At 39.5% G+C, this 19,117-nt stretch carries 18 protein-coding genes; all 18 read left to right on the top strand.

Annotated elements, in window-relative coordinates; translation table 11 throughout:
• The first annotated feature begins 133 nt into the window (after window positions 1-133).
• The 18 genes from ORI89_RS02035 to ORI89_RS01950 all read left to right on the top strand — a co-directional run bounded on the left by ORI89_RS02035 (window position 134) and on the right by ORI89_RS01950 (window position 19,116).
• A complete protein-coding gene (locus ORI89_RS02035) occupies window positions 134-1,738 on the top strand; it encodes a DUF4886 domain-containing protein (RefSeq protein ID WP_268228755.1) in 1,605 nt (534 codons plus the stop codon).
• Window positions 1,738-3,717 carry a hypothetical protein gene (locus ORI89_RS02030; RefSeq protein WP_268228754.1) on the top strand — a complete coding sequence of 660 codons (1,980 nt, stop codon included), beginning with the start codon at window positions 1,738-1,740 and terminating at the stop codon, window positions 3,715-3,717. Before ORI89_RS02035 ends, ORI89_RS02030 begins: the two co-directional genes overlap by 1 nt.
• Before the next feature lie 355 nt (window positions 3,718-4,072).
• Window positions 4,073-4,162, top strand: a complete 90-nt coding sequence (locus ORI89_RS02025) for a twin-arginine translocation signal domain-containing protein (protein ID WP_268228753.1) — start codon at window positions 4,073-4,075, stop codon at window positions 4,160-4,162.
• A gap of 95 nt (window positions 4,163-4,257) precedes the next feature.
• On the top strand, window positions 4,258-4,383 hold the full coding sequence (locus ORI89_RS02020; RefSeq protein ID WP_268228752.1) for a hypothetical protein: 126 nt from the start codon (window positions 4,258-4,260) through the stop codon (window positions 4,381-4,383).
• 36 nt (window positions 4,384-4,419) lie between these two features.
• Window positions 4,420-6,105, top strand: coding sequence for a GMC oxidoreductase (locus ORI89_RS02015; protein ID WP_268228751.1), 1,686 nt, complete (start codon window positions 4,420-4,422; stop codon window positions 6,103-6,105).
• Between the two features lie 2 nt (window positions 6,106-6,107).
• A complete protein-coding gene (locus ORI89_RS02010; protein WP_268228750.1) occupies window positions 6,108-6,629 on the top strand; it encodes a gluconate 2-dehydrogenase subunit 3 family protein in 522 nt (173 codons plus the stop codon).
• A 26-nt stretch (window positions 6,630-6,655) separates the two neighbouring features.
• Window positions 6,656-7,915, top strand: coding sequence for a polysaccharide deacetylase family protein (locus tag ORI89_RS02005; protein WP_268228749.1), 1,260 nt, complete (start codon window positions 6,656-6,658; stop codon window positions 7,913-7,915).
• Window positions 7,916-7,919: 4 nt separating this feature from the next.
• Entirely contained in the window at window positions 7,920-8,756 is an 837-nt protein-coding gene (locus ORI89_RS02000) for a sugar phosphate isomerase/epimerase family protein (protein ID WP_268228748.1), read from the top strand.
• An 82-nt stretch (window positions 8,757-8,838) separates the two neighbouring features.
• Window positions 8,839-10,545, top strand: a complete 1,707-nt coding sequence (locus ORI89_RS01995) for an IlvD/Edd family dehydratase (RefSeq protein ID WP_268228747.1) — start codon at window positions 8,839-8,841, stop codon at window positions 10,543-10,545.
• A gap of 140 nt (window positions 10,546-10,685) precedes the next feature.
• Window positions 10,686-11,444 carry an SDR family NAD(P)-dependent oxidoreductase gene (locus ORI89_RS01990; RefSeq protein WP_268228746.1) on the top strand — a complete coding sequence of 253 codons (759 nt, stop codon included), beginning with the start codon at window positions 10,686-10,688 and terminating at the stop codon, window positions 11,442-11,444.
• A 23-nt stretch (window positions 11,445-11,467) separates the two neighbouring features.
• Window positions 11,468-12,235 carry an SDR family NAD(P)-dependent oxidoreductase gene (locus ORI89_RS01985; RefSeq protein WP_268229121.1) on the top strand — a complete coding sequence of 256 codons (768 nt, stop codon included), beginning with the start codon at window positions 11,468-11,470 and terminating at the stop codon, window positions 12,233-12,235.
• Window positions 12,236-12,613: 378 nt separating this feature from the next.
• On the top strand, window positions 12,614-14,062 hold the full coding sequence (locus ORI89_RS01980; RefSeq protein ID WP_268228745.1) for a Gfo/Idh/MocA family protein: 1,449 nt from the start codon (window positions 12,614-12,616) through the stop codon (window positions 14,060-14,062).
• 10 nt (window positions 14,063-14,072) lie between these two features.
• Window positions 14,073-14,720, top strand: coding sequence for a 3-keto-disaccharide hydrolase (locus ORI89_RS01975; protein ID WP_268228744.1), 648 nt, complete (start codon window positions 14,073-14,075; stop codon window positions 14,718-14,720).
• 18 nt (window positions 14,721-14,738) lie between these two features.
• The gene (locus ORI89_RS01970; RefSeq protein ID WP_268228743.1) at window positions 14,739-15,470 is read left to right on the top strand and encodes an orotidine 5'-phosphate decarboxylase / HUMPS family protein; all 732 of its coding nucleotides are present in this window, start codon (window positions 14,739-14,741) and stop codon (window positions 15,468-15,470) included.
• Complete coding sequence (locus ORI89_RS01965) at window positions 15,449-16,477, top strand: zinc-binding dehydrogenase (RefSeq protein WP_268228742.1); 1,029 nt, start codon at window positions 15,449-15,451, stop codon at window positions 16,475-16,477. Before ORI89_RS01970 ends, ORI89_RS01965 begins: the two co-directional genes overlap by 22 nt.
• A gap of 20 nt (window positions 16,478-16,497) precedes the next feature.
• Window positions 16,498-17,307 (top strand): SDR family NAD(P)-dependent oxidoreductase, encoded by an 810-nt coding sequence (locus ORI89_RS01960; RefSeq protein ID WP_268228741.1) that lies wholly within the window; start codon window positions 16,498-16,500, stop codon window positions 17,305-17,307.
• A 2-nt stretch (window positions 17,308-17,309) separates the two neighbouring features.
• Entirely contained in the window at window positions 17,310-18,194 is an 885-nt protein-coding gene (locus tag ORI89_RS01955) for a sugar phosphate isomerase/epimerase family protein (protein ID WP_268228740.1), read from the top strand.
• 10 nt (window positions 18,195-18,204) lie between these two features.
• Window positions 18,205-19,116 (top strand): PfkB family carbohydrate kinase, encoded by a 912-nt coding sequence (locus ORI89_RS01950; RefSeq protein ID WP_268228739.1) that lies wholly within the window; start codon window positions 18,205-18,207, stop codon window positions 19,114-19,116.
• Window position 19,117 lies beyond the last annotated feature (1 nt).

Here is a 19,117-nt window from a genome sequence, read left to right as displayed (position 1 = left end):
TTTAGTACTAAATACATATGAAATATCCATGTAGTACTAGCTGAAAAAACACACATGAATATAATTATTACATGAGTTCGTTACAGTTGGTTTGGATATTTCATATGGCAATTGAAAAACAAGTTATACATATATGAAGTATTTAAAAACTATTAGCAGCCTCTATTTTGTTATGGGGCTACTAATAGCAGGTGTAAAAGCGCAGAACTCTGCGAAGTTGATTTTTTTAGGTGATACTGTTCTTCTTGATATTAAAGAAGAAAGTTATGTGAAACGTACTAAGAATGCAGTTTTGGCTCCCATTGAAAATAAGCAAAGTCATTATAAAGCTATTGGAGTCGGTAAAATTGATCTAGAAAACTATACTCTTCAGATTGCCGATCCGTTAGATGATGGTGTGACCAAGGTTTTAGTTATAGGCAATAGTTTTTCAGATGATGGTGTAGAGTACTACCTGCATGATCTTGCCAAAGAGAATGGGAAGCCGATGGTCATCGGCAATTTATTTAGAGGAGGAGCTCCTTTAGATTTTCATTTGAAAAACGCGATAGAGAATAATGCAATCTATGATTATAGAAAGACAATGATAGATGGAGCAAAATCTAATCAACTTAAAACCTCTATCCTAACAGCTTTGAATGATGAAAATTGGGATATCATTTGCTTTCAGCAAAGTAGTATTCTGTCAGGAGATATAGAGTCTGTACAACGAGATCTTCCCAAGCTATTCGAGTATGTAAAAGAAAACTACCCTGTTCCAACAGTTAAATACGCCTTTCATCAAACCTGGGCATATGCGCAAAATGCTACAACAAAAAATTTTGAAAGATACAATAAGGATCAAGAAGTAATGTATACTAAAATAGCAGATGTAAGCAAACAGGTCGCTACTATAATCCCGATCGATTTTATTATTCCAACAGGTACCGCAATACAAAATGGAAGAAGCAGTTCTATAGGCGATAATTTTACTCGTGAAGGTTATCACTTAGATTTACGGATAGGAAGATTTACAGCGGCGAGTACTTGGTATGAGGCTGTTTTTGGAGATTTAAGCCAGAATAAATTTAAACCTTTTAATCTTAGTAATAGTCAGGCTTTATTAGCTAAAGAAGCTGCATTGCAGGCGGTTAAAAAACCCTTTGGGGTGAGTCCAATAGAAGTTACTTGGTCAGAAAATGAAGAGAACAACTTCGATACCATTCGAATAAACTTTGGAGCAGACTTAGTGATGCCAGGCTGGAACTCATTTTTATTTGAAAGAAATAATACCATGTTGTCAGGATTGGTCGATAATAACAACAGCAAAACAAAAGTTTATTTGAAATTAGTAGACGATTTTACCTTGCGATCTGCAAATGGTCCAAAGAGAACTGCTACTCCAGTGAAAATGCCAAGAGAAGTTTCACAATCCTATTTTTTGGTCGAGTTGCAGGGCGAAGAAAAAGGCAGACCGTTTATAGAGATTGGAAATCTAAATGCAGAGAAGAATTATGATCTATCCTTTTTTTCTGCTACTGAAGACGATCAAAGCCCCTTTGAGCTTTATGCTATTAGTGAAGGGAATGTTATAAATAGGCTGGTGTCTCCGGGTATTAATAAGACCCAAATGACAGAACTGACATATTTGAAACCAGATAAATCAGGTAAACTGTATATATACTTTAAAGCCACAGAACCAGAGGAAAAAACCAATGCAATTATTAACGCCGTGTATTTTACAGAATCTAAAAAGTAATGAAAGAGCAGATCAATAGAGTTTTAAAATATTTTACCAAACTATACTTCGCGCTGTTATTACTATTTTCATGTATAGAGCATAGTTACGCACAATTCCAGAATCATGGACCGCAAGTGTTTGCACAAGCTGTTCAAGCGAGTCATTTTGTAAAAGATAAGGCTGGCAAGGAGTTTTTATTCACCGTCGTTCGTGGTATGCCAGCTAGACTCTTAGGCTATGATATACAAAGCGGTGTTAAGGTCTTAGACACAGCTCTTGTGGGCACAGATGGTTCATGGGACATGACATTAACAACAGATAATATCTTGTACATTGCCGGTAACGGGAAAATCTATGCATTTGACGTAGCAGATAATACGTTGAAAGACCTAGGCAAAGTTTTGCCCAATCAGAATGTCGTGTGGGATTTGCATCCGGGAATAGATGGTGAAATATATGGTGGAACTTATCCAGATGCACTTGTGTTTAAGTATGGGCCAAATGATGGGTTTACCGAAGTCTCCAACGGTCCTATTTACACTGGAGAAAAATATACAAGAAGTCTGATTTTTAATAAGAAAGATAAACATATATATGCTGGTACTGGATCTAATGCGAAGTTTATTAAGCTTGACCCTGCTTCACAAGAAAAGGTTAGTCTACTTATAGATGAAGAGGATTTAGAAGAGTTTGTCTATGATTTGGAAATAGTTTATGATGTTAATGGTGATGATTTGATCTTTGGTTTCATAAATAGCAATAAGACGATAAAGTCTTTTGTATATAGTATTCAAAAAGATCAAATAGTTTTAAAGTTGCCAGCTATTGATATAAAGTCAATTGTCAAAGCTCCTCATACCAATAAGGTTTATTATACAGCTAGATCAAGAGTATTCGAACTCGACTTTGAAGATTCTAATCTTGAACCTGTTGAATTAGTAAAGATCAAGGGAGTAGGTAAAGCCGGCGAATGGGTAGGACCAGGGAAATATCGGGTATTTACTAACAGTAAGAATGTATATTTGGTTGATGTAGATCAGAGAACTGCAGCCGTGAAAGAGTTGGATGTTCCAAACTCACCTATTTTAATACAATCTATCTTCTGGGGGCCAGACGATAAAATTTGGAGTGCTGGATATCTTGCTGGTCAACACGGTACTTTTGATCCCTATACCCACGAACATAAAGAATATCCAGGCTTGCATCAAACAGAAGGTATGACCGCTATGGATGGAAAGATGTACTTTGGAATATATACCAAAGCACGGATGTACTCGTATGATGTCAATAAGCCTTGGGAGATCGGGAAGGAGAATCCTAAGTTTATCGGAGAGATTTCTGGTCAAGATAGGCCATTCGCTCTTGCTATTCGTAAAAAAAACAAGGAGGTCCTATTTGGTACGGTGCCTCCATATGGAAAGTTGGGAGGTGCTATTACTCATTTAAATACTATTAATGACTCTGTAGAAATTTTTCAAAATATTATTCATAACCAGTCTATCGTATCACTTCTTAATAATGAGGGGAAAATAATTGGAGGTACGTCTATTTCCGGTGGTCTAGGTATATACCCGACAGAAAAGAAAGGCAAGATTTTTGAATGGGATCCTCATTTGAAAAAAGTATTGTGGACAGATAGTATATCGGATTATTGGTCAATATCGGGGCTTTTTAGAGGACCGAATGGTAATGTTTGGGGATTTGCAGACGGTACATTATTTGAATATGATATTGATAGAAGGGAAGTTCTATATACTTTGAAGGTGTATGAATATGCGAAGTATCCTAGTCATATCTGGAGAAACGGAATGGGAGTTTATCATCCGAATGGTCTGATATATTTTACTTTAGCAGACCGCCTTTATAGTTTTGATGCGGTGGCTAAAAAACTCGAAAAAATTAGGGACAACGCTTCCCTGATTCTATTGGGAAAAGATGAAAAAATATATTTCCGAAATGGGGTAGATTTGTGGAGTTATCAGCCTTTGGATAGGTAAGAAATTAAAGGAGCATCTGAATGAAGTTGCTCCTTTTTCGTTATTATAAATGTGTCTAGTTTCTATTATTAAATAATATTTTAAGAAGCTCTTTTTTATTGTAGGCTATGCTTAGTATTATTTTTCACAATTGTTCAGATGATTTAATATGTCGAATAATGCTAATATCCTATAATAATAAGCTAAGTTGATGTAAAATCTACCCGCGTAAAACATTGAACTTTAAACTTGTAATTAAACCTATTTATTAAATATACATATGTGGTATAGAGGGAAGGCATTTGATATTCAATGATATTAAGTGCCGGACGCTTATATAAACGCGAGTATTCTTTAATATAAACTGTTAAATATTATGAGTAAAAACATCAAAAACCAATCAAGAAGAGACTTTATTGGCAAAGCAGGTATCGCTTTAGTCGGAATCAGTATAGTGCCCCGCTAGAACTTTTTTGTGAGATTTCTAATGAAATCCGCGACCGTTCTCCTTTTCCCTATACTTTTTATTATGGATATACAAACGGCTGGCTAGGTTATCTGATGACAGATGAAGAGATTCCCAAGGGTGGATACGAGACAATAGTGACACCGTTTGAGATGGGGGCAGGTGATACATTAATACAATCAGTTATTGATTATTTTGATGGAAACATGAAGTCTTGGTAGAAAATAAAACATTAACCCACATATAATTATAAACAGATGAAAACATACACATATGATGCTATTGTAATAGGTACAGGTATAAGTGGAGGTTGGGCAGCCAAAGAGCTGTGCGAGAAGGGACTGAAAACACTTGTCTTAGATCGGGGTAGAGACGTGAGACATGTTGCCGACTATGATGATCTTAAATCTCCTTGGGAGTTACCTTATCGGGGTTGGGTAACAAGAGAAGTTCGGGAAAATAATCCTATTCAAAGTAAAGTATACAATTATAATGAACGGTCTCAAAAGTATTTTATCCGAGATACTGATCAGCCTTATGAGCAAGTAAAACCTTTTGAGTGGGTTAGGGGGAATCAAGTTGGTGGAAAAAGTTTGATTTGGGGGAGACAGAGTTACCGGAGAAGTCAATGGGATTTTGAAGCTAATTTGAAGGATGGTTATGGAGTAGACTGGCCTATTCGTTATGAAGATATTGCGCCCTGGTATAGTTATGTGGAGTCTTTTGTGGGAATAACGGGAACAAAAGAAGGGCTTCCCCACTTGCCAGATGGTAATTTTCTTCCACCAATGCCTATGAACTGTGTAGAAGCCGAAGTTGCGAAGCGTATAAAGGGAAAGTTTGCTGACGGAAGAATGATTATTCATGGCCGTTCTGCAAACCTAACGCAAAAGATTGGTAGCCGTGGTCCATGTCAATATAAGGGGAGTTGTGATTCAGGGCATGCTTGTTCATTAGGGGGGTATTTTTCTAGTAATGCAGCAACTTTGCCTGCTGCAGCAGCAACGGGTAACATGACGTTAAGGCCTTACTCTATGGTGCAGGAAATACTATATGATAAAGAGAAAAAAAAGGCTATAGGTGTACGAATTGTGGATACAGAAACGTTGGTTTCGGAAGAGTTTTTTGCAAATATTATTTTCTTGAATTCTTCTGCTATTAATACCGCTGCAATATTATTAAATTCAATTTCAGAGGCTTTCCCCGAAGGACTCGGCAATACTAGTGGACAAATCGGGAGAAATTTGATGGATATGCCCTACGGTGGAGGTGCTTCGGGACATTTTGAGGGCTTTGAGGATAAATTTACTTTCGGCAATCGACCAACAGGGATCTTTGTTCCGCGATTTAGAAACTTAAACGAAGCGACTAAACATAAAGACTTCTTGAGAGGCTATACTTTTCAGGGGGGAGCGGGTAGATGGAGAAAAGGTGCGTCTTCTGGATTTGGAAGAGGTTTTAAAGAAGCGTTGCTAGACCCTTCAGAAAATTGGTCAATGGGCATTACTGGTTTTGGAGAACATTTACCTTATAATGAAAATCATATTTTTCTTGATAGAGACAAGAAAGATCGCTTCGGTATGCCCATTATTAATATTAATTGTGAGTTTAGGGAAAATGAGTATGCAATGTTAGCGGATATGCAGGTCGCAGCAGCTGAAATTTTGGAGGCGGGAGGATTGAAAAATGTAAGTACATATCTGAATGAGAAGCTTCCTGGAGAATGTATCCATGAATCGGGTACAGCAAGGATGGGCCGAGATCCCAAAACATCAGTTCTGAATAAATGGAATCAAATGCATGAGGTGCCTAATGTGTTTATAACAGATGCTGCAGCTATGAGTTCGTCAGGTACTACTCCTGGACCTTCAATAACTTATATGGCATTAACAGCTAGAGCAGTGGACTATGCTGTCAGTGAAATGAAAAAACTAAACTTATAATTATGGAGCGCAGGAAATTTATTGAGTTGAATACGTGGTTTTTAGGACTTGCTACGTTAAATGTTGGAGGGTTGATTTCTACAGTGTCTTGTACGCAAAACAACGATAGCAATGAGGGGTTTTTGCTTACAGCTGAGGATGCATTTTTTTTGAATGAGTTAGCTGAGATCATTATCCCTGCTACAGATACACCTGGAGGGAGGGAGGCTGATGTCGGTTCTTTTATTGTTCTGATTCATAATGATTGTTTAAGTGATGAAGAGCAAAAGGAAAATGTGGGGTATTTAAAGAGTTTGCGTTCTTTTTATTATGAAGAATTGGGTGGGAATTTTGCGAAAAGTTCTGTTGACGAATGGATGTCAGCGACCCAAATACTAGAATCAGAGAAGCATGAATTTTATGTCAGGTATAAAAAGCTGATTGTTTCAGCATTTTCGAGCTCTGAAGTTGGCACATCGGTTTTCATGAAGTTTAATTTAGTGCCAGGAAGATATGATGGATGTGCAACAGAAAGAGCTTGGTAATTTGTGGTATTTTATAAAGATTGATTATGAATTTGTTTTTTCATGTGTTTGATGTTATGATATTACGGATATCAGTTGTATGGTTACTCCTTTTATCTTCTAATTTATTGATAGGTCAGGAAAAGTTTCCTTGGCCTGAAGGTAAAAAATTTGCAATTAGTTTGTCTTTTGATGACTCAAGGTTGTCAAATCTAGAACATGGTATTCCTCTTTTTAATAAGCATGGCATACAGGCAACATTTTATGTGCATCCGTCTATTGTAGAAAAGAATCTTTCTGGGTGGAAAGATGCGGTTGCAAAAGGACATGAAATGGGAAATCACACACTGGTGCATCCGTGTAGTGAGAACTTTATATGGTCGAGAAGTAATTCTTTAGAGTCTTATACATTGACCAGTATGAGGAAAGAGTTAACTGATGCTAATAGACAGATTAAGGACTTATTAGGCGTAACTCCTGTTAGCTTTGCTTATACCTGTGGACAAACTTTTGTGGGGAAGGGAGAGGGTAAAAAAAGTTATGTACCTCTAATAGCAGAGTTGTTTACTGCCGGGCGCGGTTGGTTGAATGAAGCCCCTGTTGATCCTCTTTATGCAGATTTAGCAGAGGTTAATGGAATAAAAATGGATGACATAGCTTTTGAGGATATCATGCCCATGATTAATTATGCGCGTGACAACAATTTATGGCTTGTTTTAGTTGGGCATGATACTGGACCTCAAAAAAATGGTCAAACGACAAGATTAGATTTTTTAGAGAAGTTATGTACTTATATCAATGATAATTCAGACATATGGGCTGCGCCTGTTGGAGAGGTCGCACGCTATGTAGAAACGACACGAACTAATGGCCGTTTAGTAAAGTCCGATCCTTTACCTGTAATAGAGAATGTGGCAGGTACTCTAAACCTGAAGGCTTCATTAGGAAGGGGCTATGGACCAAAAATTGAGTATATGCCCGACTGGAAAGCCTATGGGTGGTGGACAAGTCAGGATTCCGTTGTATGGAATATTAGTGTTCCTGAGTCCGCAAGCTATAAGGTGATGTTAGAGTGGTCTATATCGGATGAAGAGGCTGGTAAAGAGGTGAGTGTTCATATTGGCGGGAATAAAATTGTGCATAAAATTCAGACATCAGGTTCATGGGAGACTTTTCGACGTGAAAAAATAGGGGAGGTGTCTTTGCCTGCAGGAAATCACAAGGTTATCGTTGTGCCAACTAATAGTAATGATAAAGGCCACTTTATGGATGTTCGATCGATACAGTTGTTTAGAATAAATAATTAGTGAGATGAAGTTAAGATATTTTTGGATTGTAGTGTTATCAGTGTGTATAGGATTGTTTTTTGCTTCCTGTGGCTTTCAAAAAGATGATGCGAAGAGCCCTAAAATTGGTGTCGCTTTGTACTCGTTTAATAGGTTTTCCTTAGATGAAGCTGTGGAGAAAGCGAAGCTTACGGGTGTTAATTATATAGAAGGTTTTTTCTTTCATCGTATAGGAGGTGAGTTTGGAGACAGAGCTGTTTCAGAACTTAATGATAGTGAAATTGAAAAGGTACACAGCATGTTGAACAGGAATCAGATGGAGATGGTTTCGATGTATGCAGATGGGAAAACGCTCGCAGATTGGGAAGCTTTGTTTAAGAAGGGGCAACAGCTAGGTATGCAATTTTTAGTTGGGGAGCCTGAGCCAGAACTTTGGGATGAGCTCAACGATTTGGCAGGGAAGTATGCTATGAAATTAGCCATACACGAGCATGCAAAAGGGCATAGTCGTTTTTGGCATCCCGATTCGGTTTTACACGCATTAGATGGTAGGGATAACTTTAAGGTGTGTGCAGACTTAGGTCATTGGGTTAGAAGTGGACTTGATCCTGTCGAATGCTTACAAAAGTTAGAGGGACATATCGTGAGTGTTCATGCAAAAGATTTGGACACATTTGGTAATATTGAAGCCGAAGATGTCAGAATGGGCGATGGTGTAATTGACTATAGCGCAGTAATGGACGAACTCTATAGACAAGAATACGAAGGATTTATTTTTGTCGAATGCGAACACGATTGGGATGATAATTTTAGTGATCTGAAAGACGGGATCTTGTTATTACACCAATTAAAAAACAGATAGTAAGCGATAGCTTTTAGGTTCTTTTAAAGAATAGTTCCTGTAGGTGGCCCAATAAAATATAAACTTATTAAACCTTATTTTTATGAAGCTAAGAAGTAGTGAATGGTTTGAGAGGAAAGGCAAGGATGGTTTTATCTATAGAGCATGGATGAAGAATCAAGGGATACCCGCCGACATGTTTAAGAATAAGCCTGTTATTGGCATCTGTAATACGTGGTCAGAGTTAACTCCTTGTAATGCTCACTTCCGAGACCTTGCCGAGTCCGTTAAGCGTGGCGTTATCGAAGCTGGAGGTTTCCCTTTAGAATTTCCCGTGATGTCCCTTGGCGAAACATTGATGAAGCCAACGACTATGCTGTTTAGAAACTTGGCTAGTATGGATGTTGAGGAGTCTATACGAGCTAATCCGCTTGATGGAGTGATCTTATTATGTGGTTGTGACAAAACAACGCCTTCGTTGGTGATGGGCGCGTGTAGTGTTGATATACCGACGATGGTAGTCTCTGGGGGGCCTATGTTGACAGGTAAATTTAATGGGAAAGATATTGGTACGAGTGATTTATGGCGTTTCTCTGAAGATGCTAGAAAAGGACTGCTCTCCGAAGAAGAAATGAATCTGGCGGAAGCAGGTATGTGCAGAAGTAGCGGGCATTGTGCGGTCATGGGAACGGCATCATCTATGGCTAGTATGGTAGAAGCTCTAGGACTCTCGCTACCTGGTAACGCTGCTATTCCAGCAGTTGATGCGCATCGGAAGGTGCTGGCTCAACTTTCGGGTCGTCGAATCGTTGAGATGGTTCTAGACGATGTTAAACTATCTGATATTTTAAAGCGAGAGGCATTTGAGAATGCCATTCGGGTTAATGCTGCGATTGGGGGTTCGACAAATTTTGCCATTCACCTTATGGCTATTGCTGGTCGTATCGGTGTAGAACTTGACTTGGAGGACTTCGATATCTTATCAAGAGACGTCCCTTTAGTGGCAAACTTACAGCCCTCTGGTCAGTATTTTATGGAGGATCTATATTATGCGGGAGGAATACCTGTAGTGATGGATGCTATTAAGAAATACCTACATCTTGATGTATTGACAGTTAACGGTAAGACCTTAGGTGAGAATATAGAAAACCGTAAAAGCTTAAATAATGCTGTAGTCTCTACGGCTGATGAACCTTTCAATACGCTGTCGGGTATTGTTATCTTAAAGGGAAATCTATGTGAGAAAGGAGCTGTTTTGAAACCATCAGCAGCTTCTATAAAACTAATGCAACATACGGGTAAAGCAGTTGTTTTTGAAGATATTGAAGATTATAGAAAAAGGATCGATGACCCTCATCTCGAGGTTGATGAAAGCTCTGTGCTTGTGCTTAAGAATGTTGGGCCAAAAGGCTATCCTGGAATGCCCGAGGTTGGAAATATGGGGATCCCGAAGAAGTTATTAGATCAAGGTGTGACAGATATGGTTCGTATTTCAGATGGGCGAATGAGTGGTACGGGCTTTGGAACTGTGGTTCTACATGTTTCGCCAGAAGCAGCAGCAGGAGGGACATTGGCGTTGGTCGCTGAAGGCGATTTAATCAGTTTGGATGTGGCAGCACGCCGCCTAGAGCTGTTAGTCGAGGAAGAAGAACTTAGCAAACGCCGTGATAGCATGAAGTTAGCGGTAAATACTTTTGATCGAGGTTATACTAAGTTATATGTTGATCATGTGGAGCAAGCACACTTAGGGGCGGACTTTGACTTTCTAAGAGGTGGATCAGGTAGTAAAGTATCAAGAGATTCTCATTAACTGTTTATAAGGCATAAGATAGTATGAAATATCTATGTAGTACTGACTGCACAAACAGGGATGACAATACTTTGGTGATTCGATATGAGCATTGAAAAACAAACTGAGCCTTCGAGCTCATCGAAGATAATTTTATACATATGAGTAAAAGATTTGTAAATAAAACTGCTATTGTAACAGGTGCTGGTCAAGGTATTGGGTTGGAAATGGCCCGACAATTAGCATTAGAAGGGGCAGTAGTGATATTAAACGATCTTGATGAAGACCTAACGAAAGAGGCCGTGTCAGAAATAAGTAAGATTGGTGCTTGCTTTGGTTGTTCTGGTAATGCATCTGATTCTTTGGTAATTGATCTGATTGTTCAAAGAGCGCTAAACGAAACGGGTTCACTTGATTTGGTTGTTGCCAATGCAGGTATCACACTTTTTCATGATTTTTTAACATATACACGAGAGAGTTTCAATAAGGTGATGGATGTCAATTTAAGTGGGTCTTTCTTTCTTGTTCAAGCAGCAGCAAAAGAAATGATCAAGCAGGGAAAAGGGGGCTCTGTTTTGTTTACCTCCTCCGTAACTGGACATAGAGCTCATAAGGATCTAGCCGCTTATGGTATGTCAAAGGCGGCATTAGAGGTTTTAGCGAAGCATTTAGTTTTAGAACTGTCACCTTACGGAATCAATGTCAATACCGTAGCGCCTGGAGCGACACTGACCGAAAGAACCATAGAGGATCCCAATTATGAAGATATATGGGCGAAAATCACACCCATGGGAAGAGCCGCTTCTCCAAGTGATATAGCAGCAGCAGCTTTATTTTTGCTTAGTGATAGTGGAAGACATATAAACGGGCAGACGCTGGTTGTTGACGGAGGCTGGACAGCTGTAAGCCCAGCACCTTAAGATATTTTAGAACTATGGAACATATTTTTTCTTTGAAAGGGAAAACCGCACTTGTCACCGGAGGGCAAAGTGGTATTGGTAAAGCTATTGTTGATTTATTTGTATCAAGAGGGGCTAGTGTATATGTATTGGATTTAACGACAGGTAAAGACGATAATCGAGCTGAAAAAGGAGGGAAGGGAACAGTTATATCAATTCCTTGTAATGTAGCGATTCAATCTGAAGTGGAAAGTGCGATTAATCAAGTTATGAAAGAGTCTGATCAGTTGGATATCGTTGTTAACAATGCAGGGGTTTCTCATATTGGCACTTTGGAACAAACAACAGAAAATGATTTGGATAAAATTTATGAAATTAATGTGAAAGGTATGTTTCAGGTTGCAAAAGCTGTGATTGTCCATATGAAAAGCAAGGGAGGGGTGATTCTGAATATGGCTTCTGTTGCAGCAAGTGTAGGTCTAGCCGATCGTTTCGCCTATAGCACGGGGAAAGGCGCTGTTGTTGCAATGACCTTATCCATTGCTAAAGATTATATTAATTATGGTATACGCTGTAATTGTATTTCACCAGGGCGAGTGCATACACCTTTTGTAGATGACTATATTAAGCGTAATTATCCAGGTAAGGAAGAGGAAATGTTTTTAAAGCTATCAGCTACGCAACCTATAGGACGTATGGCTAAACCAGAGGAAATCGCCTTTTTAGCATTATATCTTGCTTCTGATGAAGCTTCTTTTTTGACAGGTTGTGACTATGCTATTGATGGAGGTTTTACTCGATTAAATAGTTGATTTAAGAGGCCTTATATGGAGAGAAAGGTGGGGATGAATAAAAAACTCTTGGGTTTGTGATTTTATTTTCTTGTATAACCTTTGAAAGAGCTTCCTAATATTTTAAGAAGCTCTTTTTTTATTGTAGGCTATGCTTAGTATTATTTTTCACAATTGTTCAGATGATTCAATATGTCGAATAATGCTAATATCCTATAATAATAAGCTAAGTTGATGTAAAATCTATCCACCTAAAACATTGAACTTTAGACTTGTAATTAAACCTATTTATTAAATATACATATGTGGCATGGAGGGGAGGCATTTGATATTCAATGATGTTAAGTGCCGGACGCTAATATAAACGCGAGTATTCTTTAATATAAACTGTTAAATATTATGAGTAAAAACATCAAAAACCAATCAAGAAGAGACTTTATTGGCAAAGCAGGTATCGCTTTAGCCGGAATCAGTATAGTGCCTAGACATGTTTTGGGAGGTAAAGGTTTTACAGCACCAAGTGATAAGTTAGTCGTAGCAGGCGTTGGTGTAGGAGGGAAGGGGAAGAGTGATCTGAATAGTTTTCACGATAGTGGAAAGGCGGATATAGCTTATTTATGTGACGTCGATGATCGTATGGCGAAGGATTCTAGAGAAAAATACCCTAAAGCAAAGTATTATCATGATTGGCGTGAAATGTTTGAAAAAGAATCCAAACATTTTGATGCGGTATCCGTATCGACACCAGACCATAGCCATGCTGTTATTGCTATGGCTGCGATGCAGCTAGGGAAGCACGTTTATGTGCAGAAGCCAATGACCCATGATATTTATGAAGCCCGCAAGTTGACAGAAGCGGCAGAAAAGTATAAGGTAGTTACGCAAATGGGAAATCAAGGTGCCTCTGGAGATGGTGTTCGGCAGCTTAGAGAATGGTACGACGCTGGTGTAATCGGAGATGTACATACAGTATACACATGGACGAATCGGCCGGTATGGCCTCAGGGAATTCCTTGGCCAGAAAAAGCGAAAGTGATTCCAACAGGGTTGCATTGGGATCTATGGTTGGGGACGGCACCGTATAAAGATTATGTTGACGGGCTTATTCCGGGTAGTTGGCGAGGTTGGTGGGATTATGGAACGGGTGCACTGGGCGATTTAGGTTGTCACCTGCTAGAAGCTCCATTCTCAGTTTTAGATCTGAAGTATCCCACAGATGTGCAGGCTACCGTAGGGAGTGTGTTTACTGATTTTGGTAAACGGGGGTATTTCAAGGATAGTTGTCCTCCATCGGGTTATGCAACGCTTACTTTTCCAAAAACAAGCCGTACTCAAGGTGATGTTAAATTACATTGGATGGATGGAGGGATTAAACCAGCAAGACCTGATGATTTGGAAATAGAAGAGATTATGGGAGATGGTAATAGTGGAATTCTATTTGTCGGTACTAAAGGCAAGATGATGGCCAGTGAGTATGCTGCGAATCCTCGTCTTATTCCTGTATCACGAACAAATGAGGTTACAGTTCCTCAACGTTATGAGCGGGTTAAAGGAGGAGCAAATGGACATTATGCGCAGTGGGTTGAAGGAGCGATAGCCGGATATGGGAAGGCTAAATTAAGTGCACCTTTTGAGCTTGCCGGACCATTAACAGAAACTATTCTGATGGCAAACTTAGCGATTCGAGTGGCAGACATTCCTAAACCACGGGCTAACGGAAAAGGCTTTGACTATCCAGGTAGTAATAAAGTACTTCGTTGGGACAGTGCAAACATGAAGATTACGAATTATGACGAAGCCAATGAATTTGTAAAGAGAGAGTATAGGGCAGGTTGGGGATCTTTGTAAATATTTAAATATGAGAATTAAAATATTACGGGTTTACATAACCCTTGTTCTTGTGGCTTTATATGTAGGAGTGTCCGCACAGCAGGACGGATGGATATCTTTGTTTGACGGGAAAACGCTCAGCGGCTGGCAAGCAAGTGAGAGTCAGTCGTCATTCAGGGTTGAAAATGGATGTATCATTCATGATGGACCAAGGTCTCATTTGTATTATGTAGGTAATGTGGCGAATCACCAGTTTAAGAATTTTGAGTTTAAGGCACAGGTCAATACATTTGAAAACGCCAACTCTGGGGTTTATTTTCATACACGTTTTCAGGAAAAGGGATATCCAAATTATGGTTATGAGGTGCAGGTGAATAACTCACATAAAGATGCCATTCGTACGGGGAGTCTTTATAATGTGGTAGATATAGCAGATAAATATGCTGTAGATGGAAAATGGTTTGAGCTGTATATAAAAGTAGTTGATAATAATGTCGTTGTTAAAGTAGATGGCAAGACAGTTGTTGTTTATACGCAGCAGGAGGATAGAGCTAAACTGGTTAGAAAAGACGATCATTTCGGAAGGTATATTGATTCAGGGACATTTGCAATACAGGCGCATGACCCCAACTCCAAAGTGATGTATAAAGATATTCAAGTTAAAATTTTAGATTAAGTAAACCAATATAAATTAATGAAGCCAATTGTTCAAATATCTTTAGATCTAACAAATATAGAAGAAGCCTTAGAAACCTCTCATCTAGCACTTAAAGCAGGGGTAGACTGGCTTGAAGTAGGTACGCCTCTTGTGTTGGCAGAGGGCTTACACGGTGTTCGGAGGCTTCGTCAAGAATTTCCGAAGACTCCATTGGTCGTCGATTTAAAGACGATGGATGGTGGCTATTTGGAAGCAGAGATGATGGCTAAGGCGGGGGCGACACATGTGGTTGTTATGGCAAGGGCACATCCTGAAACAATAAAATGTGTCGTGCAAGCAGGACGTGACTTTGGTGTTAAGGTCATGGGAGATAACCTGGGTTGTGATAATATGGTTGATGGGGCCAAGATGCTTGAAGATCTGGGCTGTGATTATATAATTCATCATATAGGCTATGATGAACGTAGAGGTTTAGTCGCTCAAGGACAGCCTTGTCCAAGTCCATTAGATCAGTTAGCCGATATTGTAAATGCAGTCGGTATTCCTGTACAGGCTGTTGGTGGCTTATCCATAGAACAGGCAATATCTTGTCCGCAATTCGGGGCACCTTTAGTGGTGTTGGGCGCACCTTTGACAATTGATGCGGACTCTTTTAAGACATCTGACAGCAGAGATTTAACCAGTGTATTGAAAAGAATATGTGCTAGTATACATGCACAAGAAGTTAATAAGAAATTTAAACAGCCATGGAGTTTTTATCAGTCGTAAATTATGATGCCAAGAAAGGCTCTGTTGAGTTAAGGAAATTGTCTAAACCGTTGCTTACTGATGCTGATGCCGTAATTATGGAGGTTCGTAATGTTGGTGTGTGCGGTAGTGATCTTCATCAGTGGACATCCAGCCATAGCTGGCCAGTTAATTACCCCGTTGTATTGGGACATGAGTTTTCAGGCGTCGTCCATGAGGTCGGTTCTAACGTAAAGAACTGGAAAAAAGGAGATCGTGTAGTAAGTGAGACAGCCGCTATTATCGATATGAATAATCCTTTGTCAAAAGTAGGACTTTATAATTTAGACCCAACAAGAAAGGGGTTTGGTTACGGTGTGAATGGAGCGATGACTAAATATGTGTGTGTGCCTGCCCGTTGTCTGCACAGCATCCCTGATCAACTCAGTTTTGAAATCGCTTGTCTTACTGAGCCTTGTAGTGTGGCGTATAATGCCGTGGTAAACAACGCTGCTATAAAGCCAGGAGATAGGGTAATCGTTATAGGCCCAGGAACAATAGGAATGCTCTGCGGCTTGGTTGCACAACTTTGTGGTGCTGAGGTTGCTATTGTTGGTTTAGATAGTGACGTAGCTCGGCTGCAAACAGCGAGAGAATATGGATTGACAGCTATTGTAGGAGATGCCGGAAATTGGGCGAAAGAACTGGACGGGATGGGGGTAGATTGCGTTATTGATACTGCCGGGATTAGTATAACATTACAGAACGCGATGAATTGGGTCAGGCCAAATGGGCAAATCATCAAAGTAGGTTGGGGGCCGCAACCTATGGGGTTTTCGCTAGATCCAATTGTCCAGAAAAATGTGAGATTACAAGGAAGCTTCAGCCATAATTGGCCGGTGTGGGAGAAAGTAATCCGTTTACTGGCAACGGGCCGGCTAGATGTCAGTAAATTAATAGGTGGGGTATGGCCTTTAGAAGAATGGGAAGAAGCCTTTCTTAAAATGAAAAACGGTGAAGTTATCAAAAGTGTACTGAGGCCAGAATAAATTGTTTTAAATAGCAGATTATGCAGGGAAATATATTAAAGGATAAGGTAATTATCGTAACAGGAGCTTTTGGCGGAATAGGCTTGGCTATAGCTAAAGCATCCTTAAACGCAGGGGCAAAGGTGATGTTACATGGAAGGAGTGAACGGAATTTACAAGAAGCATTAGCTTTTTTAAATGGAGGAAATCGTGTAGAACCCTATGTAGGAGATGTTATACAAGAAAATTTTGCGCAGAAGTTGATAGAAGCTACTATTAAAAGATTTGGAAAAATCAATGGCGTGGTGAATAATGCTGCTTATGTAGTTTCGTCCGATGTAGAGGATACAACATTGGATCTGCTTCGCGAGGTGTTAGAAGTGAATTCATTGGCTCCTTTTGCTATGATACAGTCTGCATTGCCGTATCTGACCAAAACAAAAGGCGCTGTGGTTAATATTGGCTCTGTTAATGCTTATGCTGGAGAGCCAAGCTTATTGGCTTACAGTATCTCTAAGGGAGCATTAATGACGCTGACGAGGAATGTCGGAGATAGTGTGCATAGAGATTTTGGCGTGCGAGTCAATCAGTTAAATGTAGGATGGGTGCTGACGGAAAAAGAACAGGAAAGGAAAGTTGGGCACGGTCTTCCGGAGGATTGGTATAAGTTGATTTCGCCGATGTATGCCCCAGCAAGACGTCTATTAGAACCTGCTGAGGTTGCCAATTCAGTAGTGTTTTGGCTCTCAGACTTATTAGGACCTGTTAGTGGGCAAGCAATCGAATTGGAGCAGCACCCTATCATAGGAAGGAATCCAGAAAAGAATTTAGACGCTTTAAATACAGATTGAATATGCCTCGATTAGCAGTATTCCCGAAAGCTTTTATGAAAGAGCTATGTGTGACTGGGGAAATGACACTTAATGAATGGATTGATAAAGCTTCTAAGCTTGAAGTTGATGGTTTAGAATGGTATGCCGGTTTTTTGGAAATGAAGGACTGGAGGCGATGGTCCGGTTTCCGAAAGAAGGTAAATGACTTAGGGTTGGAAATACCGATGATGTGCTGTTCGCCTGATTTTACGCATCCGGATCGTGCTTTTAGAGCATCACAAGTAGCTAAGCAAAAAGAATGGATTGATATGACCCATGCCTTGGGTGGGAGCTATTGTCGAGTGCTTTCTGGACAAAGAAGACCTGAGCTATCTATTGCTGACGGTGTGAATTTAACAGTAGACTCGATATACGAATGTTTGGATTATGCACGAACTTTGGATGTAACGTTAATCTTAGAAAATCATTATAAAGATGACTTTTGGAAGTTTCCTGAGTTTGCTCAAAAATCAGCTGTTTTCTGTCAGATTGTAGATCAGATTGATGATCCTTATTTCGGTGTAAATTATGATCCCAGTAATACTTTTTTAGCGGGAGAAGATCCCTTGGATTTGTTGGTACGTGTGAAGCATAGGGTGAAAACAATGCATGCGAGTGATAGGTTTTTGGTAAACGGAACTATCGAAGATTTGCGAAGGATGGAAGATAATAGTGAAGGCTATGCTTCGGTGCTGCGGCATGGGGAGATCGGGAAGGGACTGAATGATTATGATCGTATATTTTCAATACTAAAAGCTGTAGGTTTTGATAGTTGGATAAGCATTGAAGATGGGGTCGAAGGAATGGATCAGTTGGAGAGGAGTGTCACGTTTGTGAATAGAAAAATAAAAGAATATTGGTTGTAAACTAGTTTGTATGTGGAATAAAGATTGTCGTGTTTTTTGTTTTGGAGAAGTATTGTGGGATGAAGTGAATCAAGAGGATCTGCCGGGAGGTGCACCACTTAATGTATCTTATCATCTAGCCAAAGATGAGCGTATGGACGTTTATACCATTAGTAGTTTGGGATTGGATGAGGAAGGTGATCGTATGTGGGATCTACTTAGAGGTTGGTCTATAAAGACGAGGTTTGTCCAGCGGAATGAAAACTATTCGACAGGAAGGGTACGCGCTGATACTTCAAATAAAGAGAATGTTGTTTATGATATTTTAGAGCCAGTGGCGTGGGATTACATAGAAAAGGATGATGAGCTGACTGATATTCTTGGTGTAGATGATTGTCTTGTTTTTGGAAGTTTGTCGTGTCGGAATAAAGTAACTCGAAATACCTTATTTGAATTGCTTAAGACAAATTGCTTTAAGGTATTTGATATAAACCTTCGGGGGAATTTTTATAATGAGGAGCATTTAAGAATGCTATTACAATATACTGACTTATTAAAAATAAATGAAGAGGAGCTTATTGAAGTAATCCGGATTTTCCGAACAGAGCTTCTTCATACTAATGAAGAAGAAAAGATGCGGTTTTTGATGTCGCATTTTGAAATACCACAGGTAATTATCACTAGAGGCGCAGAAGGCGCATCATTTTATACAGTAACTGACCGTATTGATATAGTAGGTGTGTCTGTAGATGTAGTTGATACAATTGGCTGCGGAGATGCTTTTTTAGCAGGCTTTTTACGACAGCACCTGAAAAAAGAACCTTTAAAAGTCGCTTTATATAGAGCGTCGATGATGGGAGCATTTATAGCCTGCAAGAAAGGGGGATGTCCACCTTATGAGTTAAAAGAGTATGACCTTTTTTTAGAAACTTATAGAAGGTAGT

Source organism: Sphingobacterium sp. UT-1RO-CII-1, assembly GCF_026711005.1.
Taxonomy (GTDB): domain Bacteria; phylum Bacteroidota; class Bacteroidia; order Sphingobacteriales; family Sphingobacteriaceae; genus Sphingobacterium.
This window is presented reverse-complemented; position numbering and strand designations above follow the sequence as displayed.

Coding starts and splice junctions, on each gene's coding strand:
- ORI89_RS02010 (WP_268228750.1), top strand. CDS start 6,108: ATGGAGCGCAGGAAATTTATTGAGTTGAATACGTGGTTTTTAGGACTT.
- ORI89_RS01965 (WP_268228742.1), top strand. CDS start 15,449: ATGGAGTTTTTATCAGTCGTAAATTATGATGCCAAGAAAGGCTCTGTT.
- ORI89_RS02005 (WP_268228749.1), top strand. CDS start 6,656: ATGAATTTGTTTTTTCATGTGTTTGATGTTATGATATTACGGATATCA.
- ORI89_RS01990 (WP_268228746.1), top strand. CDS start 10,686: ATGAGTAAAAGATTTGTAAATAAAACTGCTATTGTAACAGGTGCTGGT.
- ORI89_RS01980 (WP_268228745.1), top strand. CDS start 12,614: ATGAGTAAAAACATCAAAAACCAATCAAGAAGAGACTTTATTGGCAAA.
- ORI89_RS01955 (WP_268228740.1), top strand. CDS start 17,310: ATGCCTCGATTAGCAGTATTCCCGAAAGCTTTTATGAAAGAGCTATGT.
- ORI89_RS02030 (WP_268228754.1), top strand. CDS start 1,738: ATGAAAGAGCAGATCAATAGAGTTTTAAAATATTTTACCAAACTATAC.
- ORI89_RS02000 (WP_268228748.1), top strand. CDS start 7,920: ATGAAGTTAAGATATTTTTGGATTGTAGTGTTATCAGTGTGTATAGGA.
- ORI89_RS01975 (WP_268228744.1), top strand. CDS start 14,073: ATGAGAATTAAAATATTACGGGTTTACATAACCCTTGTTCTTGTGGCT.
- ORI89_RS01995 (WP_268228747.1), top strand. CDS start 8,839: ATGAAGCTAAGAAGTAGTGAATGGTTTGAGAGGAAAGGCAAGGATGGT.
- ORI89_RS02020 (WP_268228752.1), top strand. CDS start 4,258: ATGACAGATGAAGAGATTCCCAAGGGTGGATACGAGACAATAGTGACA.
- ORI89_RS02015 (WP_268228751.1), top strand. CDS start 4,420: ATGAAAACATACACATATGATGCTATTGTAATAGGTACAGGTATAAGT.
- ORI89_RS02035 (WP_268228755.1), top strand. CDS start 134: ATGAAGTATTTAAAAACTATTAGCAGCCTCTATTTTGTTATGGGGCTA.
- ORI89_RS02025 (WP_268228753.1), top strand. CDS start 4,073: ATGAGTAAAAACATCAAAAACCAATCAAGAAGAGACTTTATTGGCAAA.
- ORI89_RS01950 (WP_268228739.1), top strand. CDS start 18,205: ATGTGGAATAAAGATTGTCGTGTTTTTTGTTTTGGAGAAGTATTGTGG.
- ORI89_RS01960 (WP_268228741.1), top strand. CDS start 16,498: ATGCAGGGAAATATATTAAAGGATAAGGTAATTATCGTAACAGGAGCT.
- ORI89_RS01970 (WP_268228743.1), top strand. CDS start 14,739: ATGAAGCCAATTGTTCAAATATCTTTAGATCTAACAAATATAGAAGAA.